This is a genomic window from Actinomadura chibensis NBRC 106107, from assembly GCF_001552135.1.
GTDB classification, from domain to species: Bacteria; Actinomycetota; Actinomycetes; order Streptosporangiales; family Streptosporangiaceae; genus Spirillospora; species Spirillospora chibensis.
In genome coordinates, this window is the sequence record NZ_BCQP01000051.1 from 74,348 (window position 1) to 91,839 (window position 17,492).

The 17,492-nt window shown below is 73.0% G+C and carries 18 protein-coding genes; 15 read left to right on the forward strand and 3 right to left on the reverse strand.

All coding sequences use genetic code 11. The annotated features are described in order from the left end of the window. Positions 1-89 precede the first annotated feature (89 nt). The 14 genes from ACH01S_RS28635 (at position 90) to ACH01S_RS28700 (ending at position 13,912) form a co-directional block, all read left to right on the forward strand. Positions 90-1,346, forward strand: a complete 1,257-nt coding sequence (locus tag ACH01S_RS28635; protein WP_083981243.1) for an ABC transporter substrate-binding protein — start codon at positions 90-92, stop codon at positions 1,344-1,346. A gap of 17 nt (positions 1,347-1,363) precedes the next feature. After that, positions 1,364-2,239 (forward strand): branched-chain amino acid ABC transporter permease, encoded by an 876-nt coding sequence (locus ACH01S_RS28640; protein WP_148344387.1) that lies wholly within the window; start codon positions 1,364-1,366, stop codon positions 2,237-2,239. Beyond that, positions 2,239-3,342, forward strand: coding sequence for a branched-chain amino acid ABC transporter permease (locus ACH01S_RS28645; protein WP_083981244.1), 1,104 nt, complete (start codon positions 2,239-2,241; stop codon positions 3,340-3,342). Before ACH01S_RS28640 ends, ACH01S_RS28645 begins: the two co-directional genes overlap by 1 nt. Next, complete coding sequence (locus tag ACH01S_RS28650; RefSeq protein ID WP_067898294.1) at positions 3,335-4,141, forward strand: ABC transporter ATP-binding protein; 807 nt, start codon at positions 3,335-3,337, stop codon at positions 4,139-4,141. Before ACH01S_RS28645 ends, ACH01S_RS28650 begins: the two co-directional genes overlap by 8 nt. Next, positions 4,138-4,926, forward strand: a complete 789-nt coding sequence (locus ACH01S_RS28655) for an ABC transporter ATP-binding protein (protein WP_067898297.1) — start codon at positions 4,138-4,140, stop codon at positions 4,924-4,926. Before ACH01S_RS28650 ends, ACH01S_RS28655 begins: the two co-directional genes overlap by 4 nt. A gap of 20 nt (positions 4,927-4,946) precedes the next feature. Continuing rightward, entirely contained in the window at positions 4,947-5,714 is a 768-nt protein-coding gene (locus ACH01S_RS28660) for an SDR family NAD(P)-dependent oxidoreductase (protein ID WP_148344388.1), read from the forward strand. Further along, a complete protein-coding gene (locus ACH01S_RS28665; protein WP_067898303.1) occupies positions 5,711-6,484 on the forward strand; it encodes an enoyl-CoA hydratase/isomerase family protein in 774 nt (257 codons plus the stop codon). The genes ACH01S_RS28660 and ACH01S_RS28665 overlap by 4 nt, the downstream gene beginning before the upstream one ends. Positions 6,485-6,521: 37 nt before the next feature. Beyond that, entirely contained in the window at positions 6,522-7,037 is a 516-nt protein-coding gene (locus ACH01S_RS28670) for a VOC family protein (RefSeq protein ID WP_169809371.1), read from the forward strand. Further along, a complete protein-coding gene (locus ACH01S_RS28675) occupies positions 7,034-8,239 on the forward strand; it encodes an acyl-CoA dehydrogenase family protein (RefSeq protein WP_067898305.1) in 1,206 nt (401 codons plus the stop codon). Before ACH01S_RS28670 ends, ACH01S_RS28675 begins: the two co-directional genes overlap by 4 nt. Positions 8,240-8,276: 37 nt before the next feature. Then, positions 8,277-9,320, forward strand: a complete 1,044-nt coding sequence (locus ACH01S_RS28680; protein ID WP_067898308.1) for a phosphotransferase family protein — start codon at positions 8,277-8,279, stop codon at positions 9,318-9,320. A gap of 44 nt (positions 9,321-9,364) precedes the next feature. Further along, positions 9,365-10,894: an AMP-binding protein gene (locus tag ACH01S_RS28685; protein ID WP_067898311.1), complete on the forward strand. Its 1,530-nt coding sequence runs from the start codon at positions 9,365-9,367 to the stop codon at positions 10,892-10,894. Positions 10,895-10,912: 18 nt separating this feature from the next. Next, positions 10,913-12,079 carry an enolase C-terminal domain-like protein gene (locus tag ACH01S_RS28690; RefSeq protein ID WP_067898314.1) on the forward strand — a complete coding sequence of 389 codons (1,167 nt, stop codon included), beginning with the start codon at positions 10,913-10,915 and terminating at the stop codon, positions 12,077-12,079. Next, entirely contained in the window at positions 12,079-13,026 is a 948-nt protein-coding gene (locus ACH01S_RS28695) for a ketopantoate reductase family protein (RefSeq protein WP_218010432.1), read from the forward strand. The genes ACH01S_RS28690 and ACH01S_RS28695 overlap by 1 nt, the downstream gene beginning before the upstream one ends. Before the next feature lie 118 nt (positions 13,027-13,144). After that, the gene (locus tag ACH01S_RS28700; RefSeq protein ID WP_067898317.1) at positions 13,145-13,912 is read left to right on the forward strand and encodes a peptidoglycan recognition protein family protein; all 768 of its coding nucleotides are present in this window, start codon (positions 13,145-13,147) and stop codon (positions 13,910-13,912) included. A 7-nt stretch (positions 13,913-13,919) separates the two neighbouring features. Here ACH01S_RS28700 and ACH01S_RS28705 read toward each other — a convergent pair whose 3' ends face one another. Both ACH01S_RS28705 and ACH01S_RS28710 read right to left on the reverse strand, forming a co-directional pair. After that, positions 13,920-14,543 (reverse strand): class I SAM-dependent methyltransferase, encoded by a 624-nt coding sequence (locus ACH01S_RS28705; RefSeq protein WP_067898320.1) that lies wholly within the window; start codon positions 14,541-14,543, stop codon positions 13,920-13,922. 28 nt (positions 14,544-14,571) lie between these two features. Further along, positions 14,572-15,306 carry an SDR family oxidoreductase gene (locus ACH01S_RS28710; RefSeq protein WP_067898324.1) on the reverse strand — a complete coding sequence of 245 codons (735 nt, stop codon included), beginning with the start codon at positions 15,304-15,306 and terminating at the stop codon, positions 14,572-14,574. A gap of 123 nt (positions 15,307-15,429) precedes the next feature. Between ACH01S_RS28710 and ACH01S_RS28715 the strand changes: the two genes are divergently transcribed. Beyond that, positions 15,430-16,269: a LysR family transcriptional regulator gene (locus tag ACH01S_RS28715; RefSeq protein WP_067898327.1), complete on the forward strand. Its 840-nt coding sequence runs from the start codon at positions 15,430-15,432 to the stop codon at positions 16,267-16,269. Here ACH01S_RS28715 and ACH01S_RS28720 read toward each other — a convergent pair. Next, positions 16,266-17,438: an ROK family transcriptional regulator gene (locus ACH01S_RS28720; protein WP_067898330.1), complete on the reverse strand. Its 1,173-nt coding sequence runs from the start codon at positions 17,436-17,438 to the stop codon at positions 16,266-16,268. The genes ACH01S_RS28715 and ACH01S_RS28720 overlap by 4 nt on opposite strands. Positions 17,439-17,492: the final 54 nt, after the last annotated feature.

Genomic DNA, 17,492 nt, shown 5'->3' on the forward strand with positions numbered 1-17,492 from the left:
ACCTCAGGTTCGTAAAAGCTATACGAACCTGAGGTCAGCATCACATTCCACCCCCTGGCAGCCTTCAGCGCGAATGACGAGGTACCGCCTTGAAAACACGATTCGCTTGCATCTCCGTGGTGCTCGCCGCCGCGCTCGCCGGCGGCTGCGCCAACGCGGGCACGTCCACGAGCAAGGACGGCGTGCGGGTCGACGCCGGAGTCACCGACGACCAGATCAAGATCGGCCTCTTCAACGGCTACACCGGGCCCGTCGCCGCCGGGGCCATCGCGGGCGCCGCGGGCTTCGACGCCCGGCTCGCCAAGGCGAACGCGGCGGGCGGCGTCTGCGGGCGCAAGCTCACCTCGGTCCGCGCCGACACCAAGTACGACCCGGCCGTCGCCGTCCAGGCCTACCGCGCGAACGTCAAGGACATCGTCATGATCGGGCAGCTGCTCGGCGCGACGAGCATCTACGGGCTGAGCCAGCAGATCGCCCGCGACGACATCGCCACGCTCGCCGCGACCAGCGCCGCCGAAGTGATCAAGCTGGAGAACGTCTACCTGTTCACCACCCCGTTCCCGATGTACGTGATCAACGGGCTGGACTGGGCGAAGAAGGAGCAGGCCGGGTCGGACGGCAAGCTCAAGGTCGGCGTCATCTACCAGGACGACGCGTTCGGGCAGGAGGGCCGCAACGCGGTCCGGTTCGTCGCGAAGAACGACCCGGACGTCAAGGTCGTCGCCGAAGCCGGGTACGACGTCAAGGCCGAGGACTTCACCGCGCAGGTCCTGAAGATGAAGAAGGCGGGCGCGGAGAGCGTCTGGATCCACGGCATCGCCTCGAAGACCGCGCCGATCCTCAGCCAGGCGTCGCAGCTCGACTTCGCGCCCCAGTGGCTGACGGTCGACTCCGGCTACGAGACGAGCCTCGCGCCGCAGCTCGGCCGCCTGCTCGACAAGCTGCACGTGGTGACGAGCAGCGTCCTGTACACCGAGAACGTCCCGGCGATGGCCGAGGTGAAGCAGAACGTCGAGAAGGTCGCGCCCGGCACCAAGCCGGACCAGCTCGTCATCGCGGGCTGGGTGGACGCCTCCGTCGCGGTCGCCGCGCTGGAGAAGGCGTGCAAGGAGAAGGACCTCACGCAGAAGGGCGTCGTGGCCGCGATGTCCGGGCTGACCGTCACGACGGACGGGCTCAGCCCCGACCTCAAGTACGGGACGGGCGACGCCGACACCCGCATCCCGTCCCGCGAGACCCGGGTCAACAAGATCGACCTCAAGAGCGGTGTGCTGGCGCCGGTCACCGGCTTCGGCACGACCGACCTCGCCGCCAGGTGGCGGCTCGCCGACGGCGCGCAGGGCTGACGGGCACCGAGGCGGTCATGGACAACTTCCTCCAGCTCACCTTCCAGGGCATGGCCCTCGGGTGCGTCTACGCGCTGATCGGCCTGGGCTTCGTCATGGTGTTCAAGAGCTCCGGCGTGTTCAACTTCGCGCACCCGGTGTTCGTGATGATCAGCGCGTACATCGTGGCGGCGCTCGTCCCGCACGGGTTCGGCTGGGGCGTCCTGGTCGCGCTCGTGTGCATGGCCGCGCTCGCGATCGTGTGCGAGAAGGTCATCCTGCGGCGGCTCGCCGGACGCTCCCTCTACGTCGTGATCATGGCGACGCTCGGCCTGTCGGTGATGGGCCAGGCGGTGGTCGCGATGGCGTGGGGCGTCAACCCGCGCGGGTCCACCGAGGGGCCGATGGGACGCGGCGTCCTGCGCGTCGGCGGCGTCGCCCTCCCCTGGACGGGCGTGTGGATCATCACCGTGTCGCTCGTCCTGCTGGCCGTGCTCTGGCTGTTCTTCCAGAAGACCCGGTACGGCCTCGCGCTGCGCGCCGCCGCCGACCACCACGAGGCGGCGCTCGCGCAGGGCATCAACATGCGCTGGGTCCAGACGATCTCGTGGGGGATCGCCGGGGTGCTGGCGGTCGCCGCCGGGGTGTTCCTCGGCGCGTTCCCGCGCCGCGTCTCCCCGGACATGGTCGACACCGCGCTCGGCGCGCTGCCCGCGCTCGTCATCGGCGGGTTCGGCTCGCTGGCGGGCGCGGTCGTCGGCGGGATGAGCGTCGGGCTGCTGCTCGTGCTCGGCTCCGGCTACCTCGCCGAGTACGGGGGCGTGCACGTCGTCCTGCCGTACGTGGCGATGCTGCTGGTCCTGACGCTGCGGCCGTCCGGGCTGTTCGGGCACCACGAGGCGGAGCGGATCTGATGGCGTCGATCGTGAACGCGCCTCCGGGCGAGGGCGTCGTCGCCGCCAAGGGCCCGGCCGGGTCCGGGTGGACGTCCCGCGCCGCGCACGTCGTCGTGATCGTCGCGCTGCTGGCCGTCCCGCTGGTCAGCACGCCGCAGTGGCAGGCCATCGCCGTGTTCGCGGCGGTGTCCGCGATCGCCGCGCTCGGGCTGCACGTCCTCACCGGGCTCGCCGGGCAGGTGTCGCTCGGGCACTCGGCGTTCGTCGCGGCGGGCGGCTACACCGCGATCTGGCTGGGCGCCGACAAGGGCCTGCCGATCTGGCTGTGGCTGCCCGCGGCGGGCCTCGTCAGCGCGGCGGTGGGGCTGCTCGTCGTCCCGTTCGCGGCGCGGCTGCGCGGGCTGTACCTCGCGGTCGTCACGCTGGCGGTCCTGTTCGTCGCCGAGTACCTGTGGGACCTCTGGGACGGCGTCACCGGCGGCACGAAGGGACGCGCCGCGCAGCCGGTCGTCCTGTTCGGCCACGACCTGCTGGACGACGTGATCGCGGGCCCGTTCATGCTGACCGGCGACCAGCAGTTCTTCTACCTGGCCTGCGCCGTCCTCGCGGTGGCGGCGGTCGCGGCCCGCAACCTCGCCCGGACGCGGCCCGGCCGCGGCTTCGCGGCGATCCGCGACCGGGACCTCACCGCGGGCGTCGTCGGCGTCCCGGTCGCGCGGATGAAGAGCGCGGCCTTCGCGGTCGCGGCCGGGTACGCGGGGATCGCCGGGGCGCTGCTCGTCTCGTACCAGACGTACGCGGTCCCCGACCAGTGGGACCTGATGCTGTCGGTCGAGTACCTCGCCATGATCGTCATCGGCGGGGTCGGTTCGCTGCGCGGGGCGATCGCGGGCGCGGTGTTCGTGACCGCGATCCCGCAGGTCGTGACGCTCATCGCGAAGGTCGTGCCGGGGATCAGCACGACGCCGTCGGCGGGCGGCGGGGTGTCGGTGGACGTCCTCGCGAACTGCCTGTACGGGCTCGCCATCGTCGCCGTGCTGGTCTTCGAGCCGCGCGGACTCGCCGGGATCTCCGAGCGGGTCGTCGCGGCGGCGCGCCGGAAGGGGCGGTCACATGCCTGAGAAGGAGGCTTCGGTGGCGGCGAGCCTCGCCGTCGAGGGGCTCACGGTGGGCTACCGGACGGGCGGCGTCGTCCTGGCGGACGTGTCGCTGACGGTGCCCGCCGGGCAGATCGTCGCGCTGGTCGGGCCGAACGGCGCCGGGAAGACGTCGCTGCTGCGCGCGGTGTCCGGCCTGCTCAGATCCCACCAGGGCGTGATCCACAAGGGCCGGGTCGTGCTGGACGGCGACGCCATCACGGGCGCGGACGCGTCCGCCGTCGTCCGGCGCGGGCTCGCGCAGGTGCTCGAAGGGCGCCAGGTGTTCCCGAACCTCACCGTCCGGGAGAACCTGCTGACCGGCGCGCACACGCTGCGCCGCGACGACCCGCGGCGGCACGCGACGTTCGAGGAGATCCTCGACCTGTTCGGCGTGCTGCGGCGGCGGCTCGGGCAGCGGGCCGGGTTCCTGTCCGGCGGCGAGCAGCAGATGCTCGCGATCGGGCGGGCGCTGATGACGCAGCCGCGCCTGCTCGTCCTGGACGAGCCGAGCCTCGGCCTCGCGCCCCGCATCGTGGAGGAGATCAGCGGGGTCGTCCAGGCCATCAACGCGAAGGGCACCACCGTCCTGCTGGTCGAGCAGAACGCGCTGCTGGCGTTCCGGATCGCCGAGTACGGCTACGTGCTGGAGGGCGGGCGCGTCATGTTCGGCGGCCCGGCCGCCGACCTGGCCGGGGACGAGCGCGTCGCCCACTACTACCTGGGCGGCCAGGACATGAGCGGCCGCCGCGCCCGGCGGACGGCGGAGAGGACGGGCCGATGACCGCCACCACGGTCCTCGAACTCGCGGACGTCACCCTGAACTTCAGCGGGGTCAGGTCCCTCGACGGCGTCTCGCTCGACGTCCGCGAGGGGGAGGTGTTCGGCATCATCGGGCCGAACGGCGCGGGCAAGTCGTCCCTGTTCAACTGCGTGTCGGGGGTCTACCGGCCGCAGCAGGGGTCGATCCGGCACCGCGGCCGGGAGATCCGCGGCGCGCGGCCGGACCGCGTCAACGCGCTCGGCATCGGCCGGACGTTCCAGAACGTCGAGTCCTTCCCCACCATGACCGTGCTCGACAGCGTCCTGCTCGGGCGGATCGGCAAGCAGCGCGTGGGCGTGCTGCGCGGCATGCTCTGGTACGGGTGGGCGGCGCGCGAGGAGCGCGAGAGCCGGGCGAAGGCCGAAGAGGTGCTGGAGATGTTCGGCCTCGGCGCGCTCCGCGACACGCGGGTGGGCGAGCTTCCGGGCGGGACGCAGCGCCAGGTCGAACTGTGCCGGGCCCTGGCCGCCGAACCCGACGTCCTCCTGCTGGACGAGCCCGTCGCCGGAATGACGCACGACGAGGTCGAGTCGATGGTGTCCGCCATTCTCGACGCCAATGAGCGGCTCGGTCTCACGGTGGTGCTGATCGAGCACAACATGGGCGTGGTCATGGACATCTGCGACCGGATCGCCGTGCTCGACTTCGGACGCCTCGTCGCCGTGGGGACGCCCGCCGAGATCGGCGCCAATCCCGACGTCCTCGCCGCCTATCTCGGCAGCGGCGCTCAGGCGGACAGCGCGTGAATCACGAAACGGAGAGTCGTGTGGCGGAGCCCGATCTGTTCGATCTCACCGGGCGCGGGGTGGTCGTGACCGGCGCCTCGTCCGGGCTGGGGAGGCGGTTCGTCCGGTGCCTGGCCGGGCGCGGCGCCCGCGTGGTCGCCGCCGCGCGGCGCACCGCGGAGCTCGAAGAACTGGCGCGCGAGCTGGGCGGGGACCGCGTCCTGCCGGTGACGGCCGACGTGACGGTCGAGGACGACGTGCGCGCCCTCGTCGCCCGCGCCCGGGAATGGACCGGCCGCCTGGACGCCCTCGTCAACAACGCCGGAACGACCCATGTGAAAACCGTCGCCGAGGAGACGACCGAGGATTTCCGCCGCCTCCTGGACGTCAATCTCGTCGGCCTTTACACCTGCGCTCGCTACGCCGGGCTGGCGATGGTCGAGCAGGGCGGGGGCAGCATCGTCAACATCGCGTCCGCGCTCGGACTGGTCGGCTCGAAGCGCATCCCGCACGCGGGCTATTGCGCCAGCAAGGCCGGGGCCGTCAACCTCACCCGCGAGCTGGCCTCGCAATGGGCGCGGACGGGCGTGCGCGTGAACGCCATCGCGCCCGGCTATTTCGAGTCGGAGATGAGCCAGGAGCTGTTCTCCACCGACGAGGGCCGCGCCTATATCCGCCGCACCATTCCGATGGGGCGGGGCGGGCGCGCCGACGAACTGGACGGCGCGCTCGTCTACCTGCTGTCGGACGCGTCCAGCTACGTCACCGGCAGCACGCTCTCCGTCGACGGCGGCTGGACGGCGGTATGACGGGCGTACTCGCCGAGGACGCGGGCGCCGTCCGGATCCTCACGTTCGACCGTCCGGAGAAGCGGAACGCGTTCACCCTCGAATCCATGGCCGCGTTGCAGGACCGGCTGGAGGAGGGGATCGCCGACCCGGGCGTCCGCGCGTTCGTCCTCACCGGCTCGGCCGGGACGTTCTGCGCCGGGGTCGACGTCGCCGTCCTGCAAGGCGCGACCGTCGCCGGAACCCACGCCAACCTGGTCGCGCTCCACCGGACGGTCCGCACCCTCGCGGCGGGCCCGAAACCGGCGGTCGCGGCGGTGGAGGGGCACGCGGTCGGGGCGGGGCTGTCCCTCGCGCTGGCCTGCGACCTGGTGGTCGCCGCCGAGGACGCGACGCTCCGCTGCGCCTTCCCGCGCCTCGGCCTGATGGCCGACCTGGGGCTGCTCTGGTCCCTGCCGCAGCGGGTCGGGCACGGCATGGCCCGCCGGATGCTCCTGCTGGACGAGCCCGTGCGCGGAACCGAGGCCGCCGACATCGGCCTCGCCGACTACCGGTCGGCGCCCGGCGAGGCGTTGGAGATCGCCATGGACGTGGCCCGCAGGCTGGCCGCGCAGCCGCCGCTGGCGGTGGGCTTCACCAAGGCGGTGCTCGCCGCCGGACCCCGGGACCTGGACGCCGTGCTGCGCCAGGAGGCGAGCGACCAGGCGCTGCTGCACGGCACGTCCGATTTCCACGAAGGACTGCGCGCCTTCACCGAACGACGAGACCCAGTTTTCACCGGCCGCCGCTGAACCGCGCCCGGCCCATTTTCGACATGGAGGTACGCCCGTGCCCGCTCCCGGAATCCACCACGTCGCCTACGCTTGCCGCGACCTTGAGGCGACCACGCGTTTCTACGAAGACCTGATGGGCTTTCCGCTCGTCCACACCGAGGTCGCGGCGGGGCCCAGCGGCGGGTTCTTCCGCCACACCTTCCACGACACCGGCGACGGCAGTTGCATCGCCTTCTTCGACCTCCACGAGGCGGGGGAGCGGGAGGGCTGGAGTTCGGAGATCTCCACCGGCAACAAACTGCCCCGCTGGGTGAACCACATCGCCTTCAACGTCACCACCGGAAAGGTGGACGAAGTGCGGGCGCGGATGCAGGACGCCGGAGTGAAGCCCTACATGGAAGTGGACCACGACTACCTGCACTCCCTTTACTACATCGACCCGAACGGCATCATGGTCGAGCTGTGCGTCGACACGCCCGGCTTCGAGGCCGACCCGGCGGAGGCGCACCGCCTGCTCACCGCCACCCTGGACGACGTCGACCACAGCCAGCACAAGTCGATGGTGAAATGACGCCGCCAACGAGTGCGTTCTCGGTCCCCGAGCACGTGGTGCCGGTGCGGAAGGCCGTGCACCGGTTCCTGACCGAGCGCGTCGAACCCGTCGAGCACGCGCTCGATTTCCGGAGCGACGACTCCCGCGAACTGCTCTCGGAACTGCAGTCCCAGGCCAAGCGGGAAGGGCTGTGGGCGCTCGGGCATCCGGCGGAGATCGGCGGCGGCGGAATGCCGTTCCTCGACTACGTCTACGTCAACGAGATCCAGGGCCGCTCCGATTTCGGGCAGTACGCGCTCGGCACCTGGACGCTCCAGGACTCGCTGATGCTGAGCCGCCACGCGACCGGCGAATGCCGCGACCGGTTCCTCGGCCCGCTCGTCCAGGGAAAGGTGTGGCCGAGCTTCGCGATGACCGAGCCGGACGTCGCCTCGTCCGACCCGACGCGGCTCACGACGTCCGCCCGGCTGGACGGCGGGGAATGGGTGCTGAACGGCCGGAAATGGTTCATCACCGGGGCCGGGGACGCGGCCTTCACCACCGTCCTGTGCCGGACGGAGCCGGACGACGCGCCGCCGCACCGCGCGTTCTCGCTGATCGTCGTCCCGACCGACACGCCCGGGTACCGGATCGTCCGCGAGACGCCCGTGCTCGGCATCGCGAGCGGGCACTACGAGCTGGCCTTCGACGACGTCCGCGTCCCCGCCGGGTACCTGCTCGGCGAGCGCGGCGCCGGGTTCGCGATCGCGCAGGAGCGGCTCGGGCCGGGGCGCATCTTCCACTGCATGCGCTGGCTCGGCCAGGCGCAGCGGGCGTTCGAGCTGATGTGCGAGCGGCTGAACACCCGGACGCTGCGCGGCGCGCCGCTCGGCGAGCGGCAGTTGATGCAGCGGCACGTGTTCGAGAGCTGGGCGCAGATCCAGTCCTGCCGCCTCCTCACCCTGGACGCGGCGAGCAGGATCGACCGGGGCGGGGACGCGCGGGTCGAGATCGGCGCGATCAAGGTGGTCGGGGCGCGGATGCTGCACGACGTCATCGACCGGGCCGTCCAGGTGCACGGCGCGGCCGGGCTGACCGACGACACCCCGCTGAGCCGGATGTACCGCGCGGCCCGCGCCGGGCGGATCTACGACGGCCCGGACGAGGTCCACGTCGTCAACGTCGCGCGGCGGCTGCTCCGCGAGTTCCAGCGCGGCGACGGCTGGGATTTCGGGTCGTGAACGACGATCACGCGGATGGGGCGATGGGAGGTTCGTCGTGACGATCGAGCGGGACGCCGGATGGGACGCGCTCGTGCGCCCGGATCGGCTCGGCCCGGCCTTGGCGGACGCCACCGGCGACGCCGGCTGGACCGCGTTGACCGCGACCCTGGTGGCGGGCGGGAAATCGAACCTGACGTTCTCGCTGAGCAGTTCCGCGGGCGAACTCGTATTGCGGCGCCCGCCGTCCGGGGAACTGCTGCCGAGCGCGCACGACATGGGACGGGAGGCGCGGGTGCAGCGGGCGCTCGCGCCGTCCGCGGTCCCGGTGCCGCGGGTCGTGCTGAGCGATGACGGTTCGATCATCGGCGCGCCCTTCTACGTGATGGAGCGCGTCGAGGGCCGCGTCATCCGCGACGAACTGCCCGGCGGGTACGCCGACGGGCCCGACGAGCGGGCGAAGCTGGCGTTCGCGCTGGTAGACGTGCTGGCCGCCCTTCACCGGGTCGACCCGCAGGCGGTCGGACTGGACGGCTACGGCAGGCCGGACGGCTTCGTCGCCAGGCAGGTCCGCCGCTGGAACGACCAATGGCGGCGGTCCCGGAACGGGCCCGTCGCCCCGGTCGAGGAACTGGGGCGCCGCCTCTCGGAAATGATTCCGGAATCGGGGCGCGCGTCGATCGTCCACGGGGACTTCCGGCTCGACAACTGCATGATGGACGCGGACGACCCGGGACGGGTCCGCGCCGTTCTCGACTGGGAGATGTCCACGCTCGGCGACCCGCTGACCGATCTCGCCCTGCTGCTCTTCTATTGGCAGGAACCCGGCGAACCCGGATTGCGACTGACCCCGGCCGTCACCGCGCTTCCGGGTTTCCCGGGCCGGGCCGAGATCGCCGCCCGCTATGCCAGCCAGGCGGACGTCGAATTGGCCGACCTCGCCTTCTACGAGGCGCTCGCGCATTTCAAATGCGCCGTCATCACCCAGGGCGTCGCCGCCCGCGCGGAGGCGGGCGCGATGGCGGGCCAGGAGTTCGGCGACCTCGCCGGCGAGGTCCGCGCGATCGCCGAACGCGGGCTGGCACGGCTCGACTTCCGCTGACGGCCGTGATATCCACATCAGACTTTGTGACCGGAGGCGTTTTCATGGGAGACCGCGGTTTCACCGGCTCATTGGCGGACATGGCCGACCACTGGGCGCGGGTCGCGCCGGGCCGTCCGGCGACCGGCAACGCGGGCGGCAGGCGGCTCGACTTCGGCGCGCTGGCGGACCGGTCCGCGCAGGTCGCGGACGCGCTCGGCGCCGCCGCCGGGCCGGTGGCCTATCTCGGCCGCGACTCGGCCGTGTGGGCCGAGACGATGGTCGGCGCGAGCAGGCGCGGCGTTCCGGCCGTCCCGCTCAATTGGCGGCTCGCGCCCGCCGAACTGGCGCGCGTCCTCGAACACGCGCGGCCCTCGGTGGTGGTGAGCGACGCCGCCTTTCTCCCTTCCCTGGGGCGGGAAAGGGAATCCGAGGAAAAGGTCGTCGTGCTGAATGGCGACCTGGATTTCGTCGGCGAATACGACTCCTGGCTCAGCGGGCGTCCCACCACTTTCGAGTCGCGTCCTGCCGACCCCGGCGCCACGGCCCTTCTCGTCTACACGTCCGGGACGTCGGGCCGCCCGAAGGGCGTGCGACTGACCAACGGAAATATCGCGGCGAATCTGGCGTCGTCCGCGCCGTGGGAGGTGGGCCCGGGGTCGGTGGTGTGCGTCCCCACCCCGCTCTTCCACGTCTCCGGGACGGGCTGGCTCTTCTACTGCCTCGGCCGGGGCGCCCGGTCGGTGTTCCTCACCGACGCGTCGCCCGAAGGGGTGCTGCGGGTGCTCGCCGACGTCCGGGCCACGCACATGCTGAGCGTCCCGGCGGTCGTCCAGACGCTGGTCCAGAGCCCGGCCGTGGCCGACGCCGACCTGAGCAGCCTCAAGACCCTCATCTACGGCGGGTCCCCGATGCCGCCCGCCGTGATCAGGGAAGCGGCGGCGGCGCTCGGCTGCGACCTCGTCCAGAGCTACGGCATGACGGAGGCGTGCGGGCCCATCACGTTCCTCGACGCCGCCGACCACCGCCGCGGCGGGCCCCGGCTCGCCTCCGCCGGACGCGCCGCCGACGGCGTCGAGATCAGCGTCCGCGACCCCGCGACCGGCGCGGACGTGCCCGCCGGGACGACCGGCGAGGTCTGGATGCGCAGCGCCCTGCTCACCCCCGGCTACCTCGGCGACGACGCCGACGACGCCCGCGCGTTCGGTGCGGACGGCTGGTTCCGCACCGGCGACGCCGGGCACCTGGACGACGGCGGCTACCTGTTCCTCACCGACCGCGTCACCGACATGATCATCACCGGCGGCGAGAACGTGTACCCGGTGGAGGTCGAGAACGTCCTCGCCGACCATCCGGACGTGGCGGAGGTCGCCGTCGTCGGCGCCCCGCACGAGCGCTGGGGCGAGACGGTCGTCGCGCTGGTCGTCGCGCGGCCGGGGACGGCGCCCGCCGGGCCCGAGCTGATCGCGTTCTGCCGCGAGCGGCTCGCGCACTACAAGTGCCCGACCCGGGTCGACATCGTCGGCGAGCTGCCCCGCACGCCGAGCGGAAAGGTGCTGAAACGTCGGCTCCGGGAGCCGTCCGGCGCGGTATGAGCGGGTTTAAGGAGGACAATGCAGATCGTCGACATCCGGGAAATGGCCGTTCCGCTTGAGGGGAACGTCACCAATTCCGTCGTCAGTTTCGCCGGGCACACGGTCTCGCTGGTCGCGGTGATCAGCGACGTGCGCCGGAACGGCCGTCCGCTCGTCGGGGTGGCGTTCGACTCCATCGGACGGTTCGCGCAGGGCGGCATCCTCCGCGACCGGATGATCCCGCGCGTCCTCGGCGCCGACCCGGACTCCCTCCTCGCGCCGGACACCGGGCTGCTCGATCCCGCCCGCGTGCTGGAACGTGCCATGAAGGACGAGAAGCCCGGCGGCCACGGCGACCGCGCCGCCGCGGCCGCCGCCCTCGAACTCGCCTGCTGGGACCTGCTCGCCAAGCACGCGGAAGAGCCCGCCCACGCCGTGATCGCCAAGGCGCACGGCCGCGCGCCCGGTCTGACCGGCGCCCCCGTCTACGCGGCGGGCGGCTACTACCGTCCGGGCGGGGGGATCGCGGAGTTGAAGGCCGAACTGCGCGGCTACCAGGACGACGGATACCCGGTCGCGAAGATCAAGATCGGCGGCGCGCCGCTCGACGAGGACCTCCGCCGGATCGAGGCCGCGATCGCGGTGATGGGCGACGGCGGCGCGATCGCCGTCGACGCGAACGGACGGTTCGACTGGACGCAGGCGCTCGACTACGCGAAGGCGATGTCCGGCTACGGCCTCCGCTGGTACGAGGAGGCGACGGACCCGCTCGACTTCGACCTCAACCGGCGCCTCACGGAGGCCTATCCCGGCCCGATCGCGACGGGTGAGAACCTCTTCTCCGTCCAGGACGTGAAGAACCTGCTGAACTTCGGCGGCGTCCGCGCCGACCGGGACGTCTTCCAAATGGACGCGGGCCTCAGCTACGGCCTGACCGAATACGCGCGAATGATCGCGCTGATGGAGGAGCGCGGCATCGACCGCGGCGCGGCGTTCCCGCACGGCGGGCACATGATCAACCTGCACATCGTCACCGGGCTCGGGCTCGGCGGCTGCGAGGCCTATCCGGGGGTGTTCCAGCCGTTCGGCGGCTACGCCCCCGGCTGCCGCCTCGCGGACGGCCGGATCCACCCCGCCGACGACCCCGGCTTCGGCCTCGAAGCGAAACCGGGCCTGGCGGAGCAGATCGCGAAGCTGGTGAGCTGATGGAGGCTCCGGAACCGATGGAGACCATGAAGATCGCCGTCGTCGGCTGCGGCGCGATGGGCTCGGTCTACGCCGGGCGCCTCGCCTCGGCGGGGCACGACGTCCTCGTCGTCGACCGGTGGGCCGACCACATGGCGGCCATCGCCGCGAACGGCCTGCTGGTGGCCGGGCCGGACGGCGAACTGCGCGTCCCGGTGCGCGCGTACACCGAGCCGCCGAGCGAGCGGGTGGACCTCGTCGTCCTCGCGGTGAAGGCGGCGGACGTCGCGTCCGCCACGGCGCAGGCCCGTCCGCTGCTCGGGCCGGGCACGGTCGTCCTCACGATCCAGAACGGGCTCGGCTCCGCCGACGTCGCCGCCGCCGAACTCGGCGCGGACCGGCTCGCCGTCGGTGTCGCGAGCGGCTTCGGCGCGTCCGTGCGGCGGGCGGGGGAGGTCCACCACAACGCGATGCGCGCGATGCGGTTCGGCGGGTACGCGACGCTCGGCCCGTCCGAGGTCGAGCGGGTCGCCCGCGCCTGGCGGCTCGGCGGGTTCGACGCCGAGGCGGTGTCCGACATCGCGGCGATGCAGTGGGAGAAGCTGATCTGCAACGTCGCCTACAGCGCCCCGTGCGCGCTCACCGGCCTGACGGTCGGCGAGGTCATGGACGACGAGCACCTCGGCCCGGTCAGCCGCGCCGCCGCCGAGGAGGCGTGGCAGGTGGCGCGCGCCCGCGGCGTCGGCATCTCCGTCACGGACCCCATCGAGTTCGTCCGCGACTTCGGCGCCCGGATGCCCGCCGCGAAGCCGTCCGCGCTGCTCGACCACGAGGCCGGACGGGTCAGCGAGATCGCGTTCATCAACGGCGCGGTCCCGCGCGAGGCGGCGAAGGCCGGACGCGACGCCCCGGTCAACGCCACGCTGACCGCCCTCGTCCGCGCCCGCGAAGCGTCCTGGACGGCCTGACCCCGGCGGCCGTGCCTCGAACGGGTTGGACGGGGGCGCGCTTTCCCGGCGGGCCGCCCTCGGTTATCTTCGTGATCAACCCCCGGCCTGATCATCTCGTCGTCTGGAAGGAACCGCCATGCCGGGAGAGGTTCGGCTCACTCGCAGGGGCCTGATCGGGGGGACCGCCGCCGTGGTCGGCGGGGCGCTGCTCGGCCCGCTGTCCGGCCCGCGCGGCGCCGCGTCGGCGCAGGCCGCGCCCCGCGCGTACCCGCGCGCCGACTGGGAGGCGCGCCCGCCCAAGGTCGCGGCGACCGTGCTCGACCGCGCCCCCGACCACATCGTCGTCCACCACACCGCGTCGGCGAACACCGTCGACCCTTCGCTGGAGCAGGCGTTCGCCCTGTCCCGGTCGATCCAGAACTTCCACATGGACACCAACGGGTGGGCCGACTCGGGGCAGCAGTTCACCATCAGCCGGGGCGGCCACCTCATGGAGGGACGCAACCGCACCCTGGAGGCCGTCCGCGCCCGGCGGCACGTGGTCGGGGCGCACACCTTCGGCCAGAACGACCACACGATCGGCATCGAGAACGAGGGCACCTACATGACGGAGGCGCCCACCGACGCGCTGTGGGCGAAACTCGTCCAGACGTGCGCGTGGCTGTGCGACGCCTACGGCCTCGGCCCGCACGAGGCGATCGTCGGGCATCGCGACTACAACCAGACGTCCTGCCCCGGCGACGCCCTCTACGCGCTGCTGCCCGACCTGCGCGACCAGGTCGCGGGCGTGCTCGGCGAACGGCGGTCCGCGGCGCGCTCGCGCGGCGGGCCGAGCGGCCTGCCCGGACCGCGCCACACCTTCGACCACGGCCCGGCGCTCGCGCCCGGCGAACTGGCCCGCTGAGCCGCCGTCAGGCCGGACGCCGCGCCCAGAACAGCGCGTGCCCGCCGTCGCCCTCCGGGACGAACTCCCGCGAGACGACGTCGAGGCCCGCGTCCCGGAGCCAGGCGTCGTAGGTGTCGGCGTCCGCCTGGCTCCACCACATCGCGGCCGGTCCGCCGAGCCAGCCGTCCTCGGTGCCGGTCCAGGCGTCCCAGCCCGTGGTGGCGAGCAGCCAGCCGGAGGGACGCAGCCATCCGGCGATCCGCTGGAGGAGCCGGGGCTGCTCCTCCAGCGGCATGTGGATGAGGGCGTAGAGGCAGACGACGGCATCGAACGAGTCCGGCGGGAAGCCGACCCGCGTCGCGTCCGCGCGCCGGAACGTCGCGGCGGGCACCAGCCGGCGGGCGCGTTCGATCTGCACCTCGCTGATGTCCACGCCGGTGACGCGGTGCCCGGCCGCGGCGAGCGACCGGGCCACCGGCACGCCGCACCCGCACCCGAGGTCGAGCACCGGCCCGTTCGCGGGAATCCGGTCCTTGAGGGAGGCCAGCCAGGGCGCGTATTGGTCGTCGCCCGCGTCGTCGTCCCGATAATGGCGTGAAAGGACGTCGTATCCGCGCCGGACCATTTCGGTGCCGTCGTCTTCGCTCATGCCGGACGTTATCCCGGAATTCCGCCGGTCACCAAGGGACGACCCCGGCGTCCTCGAAGAACCCGCCGGTGGGGCCGCCGTCCGGGAGCGTCGCGAGCCGGATCGCGATCTGGGCGCCCTGCCGCGCGGTGCGGACGCCGCGGAACCCGTTGAGGTCCGTCGCGCAGAATCCCGGGCACCCCAGGTTGATCAGGACGTTCGTGTCGCGCAGTTCCTTGGCGTACTGGACGGTGACGGCGTTCAGGAAGGTCTTGGACGGCGAATAGGCGGCCGACAACGGCCCCGTGACGTCGGGCGCGGCGCCCTGCTCGCTCTGCCGCGCCAGCGACCCGACGCCGCTGGACATGTTCACGATCCGCGGCGACGCCGACCGGCGCAGCAGCGGCAGCATCGCGTTCGTGACCCGGATGACCCCGATCACGTTCGTCTCGACAGCCGTCCGGACAGCCGCGAGGTCGACGGTGGTCGGCTCCTGCGGCATGCCGCCGGTCACACCCGCGTTGTTGACGAGCACGTCGAGCCGCCCGCCCCGCTCCTCGACCAACCTCGCGGCGGCCTCCACGCTCGCGTCGTCGGTGACGTCGAGGGGGACCCCGAAGGCGTCCACCCCGTCCGCCCGCAACTTCCCTACGGCAAGCTCCCGCTTGCCCTCGTCCCGCGCACCGACCCCGACACTCCACCCGAGCCCACCGAGCCCGGCCGCGATCTCGAACCCGATCCCCTTGTTCGCGCCGGTGACCAGCGCGATCTTCTCTCCACTCATGTCTCGACCCTGCCGCGCACCCCCGCCGAACCTCCAACACCGTCTAGGTCCTCCCTGATACCCCCCAGGTATCACCCCACGTCACACCCTCCGCCGTCCCGCCCGGCGGGTACCGTGGGCGGGGTGGAGACGCGGGAGTTGCGGTATTTCGTGGCTGTTGCCGAGGAGCTGCACTTCGGGCGGGCGGCGCGGCGGCTCGGGATCGCGCAGCCGCCGCTGTCGCGGGCGATCGGGCAGCTTGAGCGGCGGCTCGGGGTGACGCTGCTGGAGCGGACGAGCCGCGGCGTCGTGCTGACCGAGGCCGGGGCCGTCCTGCTCCGCGAGGGGCTGGCGGCGCTGGACGCGGTCGACGCCGCCGCCCGCCGCACCCGGCGCGCCGCCGCCGGGCGGCCGAGCCTGGTGCTGGTCACGAAGGCGGGGGCGTCCAGCGAGCTGCTGGCGAAGCTGCTCGACGCCTATGCCGCCGAGCCCGGCGCGGTCACCGTGGACGTGCAGTTGTGCGGGCCCGGCGAGCAGGAGCGGCTGCTGCGGGACGGGCGGGCCGACGTCGCGCTGCTGCACCGCCCGTACGACTCGACGGCCGGGTTCGACACCGAGGAGCTGGCCACGGAGGGGCAGGTCGCCGTCCTGCCCGCCGGGCATCCGCTCACCGTCGAGGCGCGGGTGCGGATGGCGGACGTCGCCGACCTGCCCGGCCTGCCGATGCCGCGCTGGCCCTGTCCCGACGGCACGTATCCGGAGGGGCCGGGCCCGGCCGTCCGGGATCACGCGCAGCTGCTCCAGCTCATCGCGCTCGGACGGGCCTCGGCCGTGCTGCCCGACTCGGTCCGCCCGCTGCTGCGCGACGACCTCGCCGTCGTTCCCGTCGTGGACGCGCCGCGGGTCACGACGGTGATCGCGTGGCCGCCGCACAGCCGGTCGCTCGCGCTCGCCGGGCTCGTCCGGACCGCGACCGGCCTCTAGCGGACGGTGAAGAGCTGCCGCTCGACCTCGTCCAGGGCGAGGCGGGCGGCGCCGAGCGCCACCGCGTGATCGCCCAGCGTCGACAGCGCCAGCGTCGGACGGACGAGCGTCCGCCCGCCCAGGTGCCGTTCGATGGCCTCCAGCAGCGGCGGCCCGGCGCGGACGACGCCCCCGCCGATGACGACGAGGTCCGGGTCGAGGATCAGGATCAGCGGCGCCAGCCCCTCCACGAACCGGGCGGCGACCGTGTCGATGACCCGCAGCGCGGTGGGGTCGCCCGCGCGGGCGGCGGTCAGCGTCGCGCTGGCCGGGTCGTCGGGGGTGGCGTCGTCGTTGGCGAGTTCCGCGATCGCGGTCGTGCCGACCCGGCGCTCGAACGGGCCGAGGGTCGCCGCGCCGATCGGCGGGCCCTGCGCGCCGGGCAGGAAGCCGACCTCGCCCGCCGCGCCGTGCGCGCCGCGCAGCAGCCGGTCGCCGACGAGGATCCCGGCGCCGACCCGGCCGCCCCACTGCACGGCGACGACGATCCCCGCGTCGGGGCCCCCGCCGCGCCAGCGCTCGGCGAGGACGGCGAGGTTCACGTCGTTCTCCACCATGACCGGGCAGCCGAACGCCGGACGGAGCCGGTCGGCGAGGTCGATCGACGTCCAGCCGGGCATGTCGGGCGCCTTGACGACGACGCCGTGCTCGGCCTCGACGATGCCGGGCGTGCCGACCGCGACCGCGCGGACCGTTCCCGGGTCGACGCCGCCGCGCGCGAGCGTCTCGCGCACCTGCGCGCGGACGTGGGCGAGCATCTCGTCGCTGCTGTGCAGGCGGCTGCTGTCGCCGCGGTCCTCGGCGACGATGCGGCCGGTGAGGTCGGCGACGACGGCGAGGGTGCGGTGCGGGCCGATGTCGATGCCGACGACGTGCGCCGCGTCCGGGCGCAGCCGGACGAGCCGCGCCGGACGGCCGGGGGAGCGCCGCCCCGACTGGTCGTCCTCGACGTACTCGACCAGGCCGTCGGCCACGAGTGACGCGACGACCTGCGCGATCGTCTGCCGGGACAGCTCCGTCCGGTCGCTCAGGTCGCCCAGCCGCAGCGGCCCGGCCCGGTGCAGCCGGGCCAGCACCGTGCTCTCGTTGATGCGCCGGAGCAGGGCCGGTCCGCCGCCGCCGTCGATCATCTGGTCGTCCCCCTCTTGACCTTCGCCCCGAGATCACAGAATATTGCAACGTTC

Excerpts from the sequence above, each read along its gene's own strand:
- ACH01S_RS28640 (WP_148344387.1), top strand. The coding sequence starts at position 1,364 with ATGGACAACTTCCTCCAGCTCACCTTCCAGGGCATGGCCCTCGGGTGC.
- ACH01S_RS28645 (WP_083981244.1), top strand. The coding sequence starts at position 2,239 with ATGGCGTCGATCGTGAACGCGCCTCCGGGCGAGGGCGTCGTCGCCGCC.
- ACH01S_RS28650 (WP_067898294.1), top strand. The coding sequence starts at position 3,335 with ATGCCTGAGAAGGAGGCTTCGGTGGCGGCGAGCCTCGCCGTCGAGGGG.
- ACH01S_RS28655 (WP_067898297.1), top strand. The coding sequence starts at position 4,138 with ATGACCGCCACCACGGTCCTCGAACTCGCGGACGTCACCCTGAACTTC.
- ACH01S_RS28665 (WP_067898303.1), top strand. The coding sequence starts at position 5,711 with ATGACGGGCGTACTCGCCGAGGACGCGGGCGCCGTCCGGATCCTCACG.
- ACH01S_RS28675 (WP_067898305.1), top strand. The coding sequence starts at position 7,034 with ATGACGCCGCCAACGAGTGCGTTCTCGGTCCCCGAGCACGTGGTGCCG.
- ACH01S_RS28685 (WP_067898311.1), top strand. The coding sequence starts at position 9,365 with ATGGGAGACCGCGGTTTCACCGGCTCATTGGCGGACATGGCCGACCAC.
- ACH01S_RS28690 (WP_067898314.1), top strand. The coding sequence starts at position 10,913 with ATGCAGATCGTCGACATCCGGGAAATGGCCGTTCCGCTTGAGGGGAAC.
- ACH01S_RS28695 (WP_218010432.1), top strand. The coding sequence starts at position 12,079 with ATGGAGGCTCCGGAACCGATGGAGACCATGAAGATCGCCGTCGTCGGC.
- ACH01S_RS28700 (WP_067898317.1), top strand. The coding sequence starts at position 13,145 with ATGCCGGGAGAGGTTCGGCTCACTCGCAGGGGCCTGATCGGGGGGACC.
- ACH01S_RS28705 (WP_067898320.1), bottom strand. The coding sequence starts at position 14,543 with ATGAGCGAAGACGACGGCACCGAAATGGTCCGGCGCGGATACGACGTC.
- ACH01S_RS28710 (WP_067898324.1), bottom strand. The coding sequence starts at position 15,306 with ATGAGTGGAGAGAAGATCGCGCTGGTCACCGGCGCGAACAAGGGGATC.
- ACH01S_RS28720 (WP_067898330.1), bottom strand. The coding sequence starts at position 17,438 with ATGATCGACGGCGGCGGCGGACCGGCCCTGCTCCGGCGCATCAACGAG.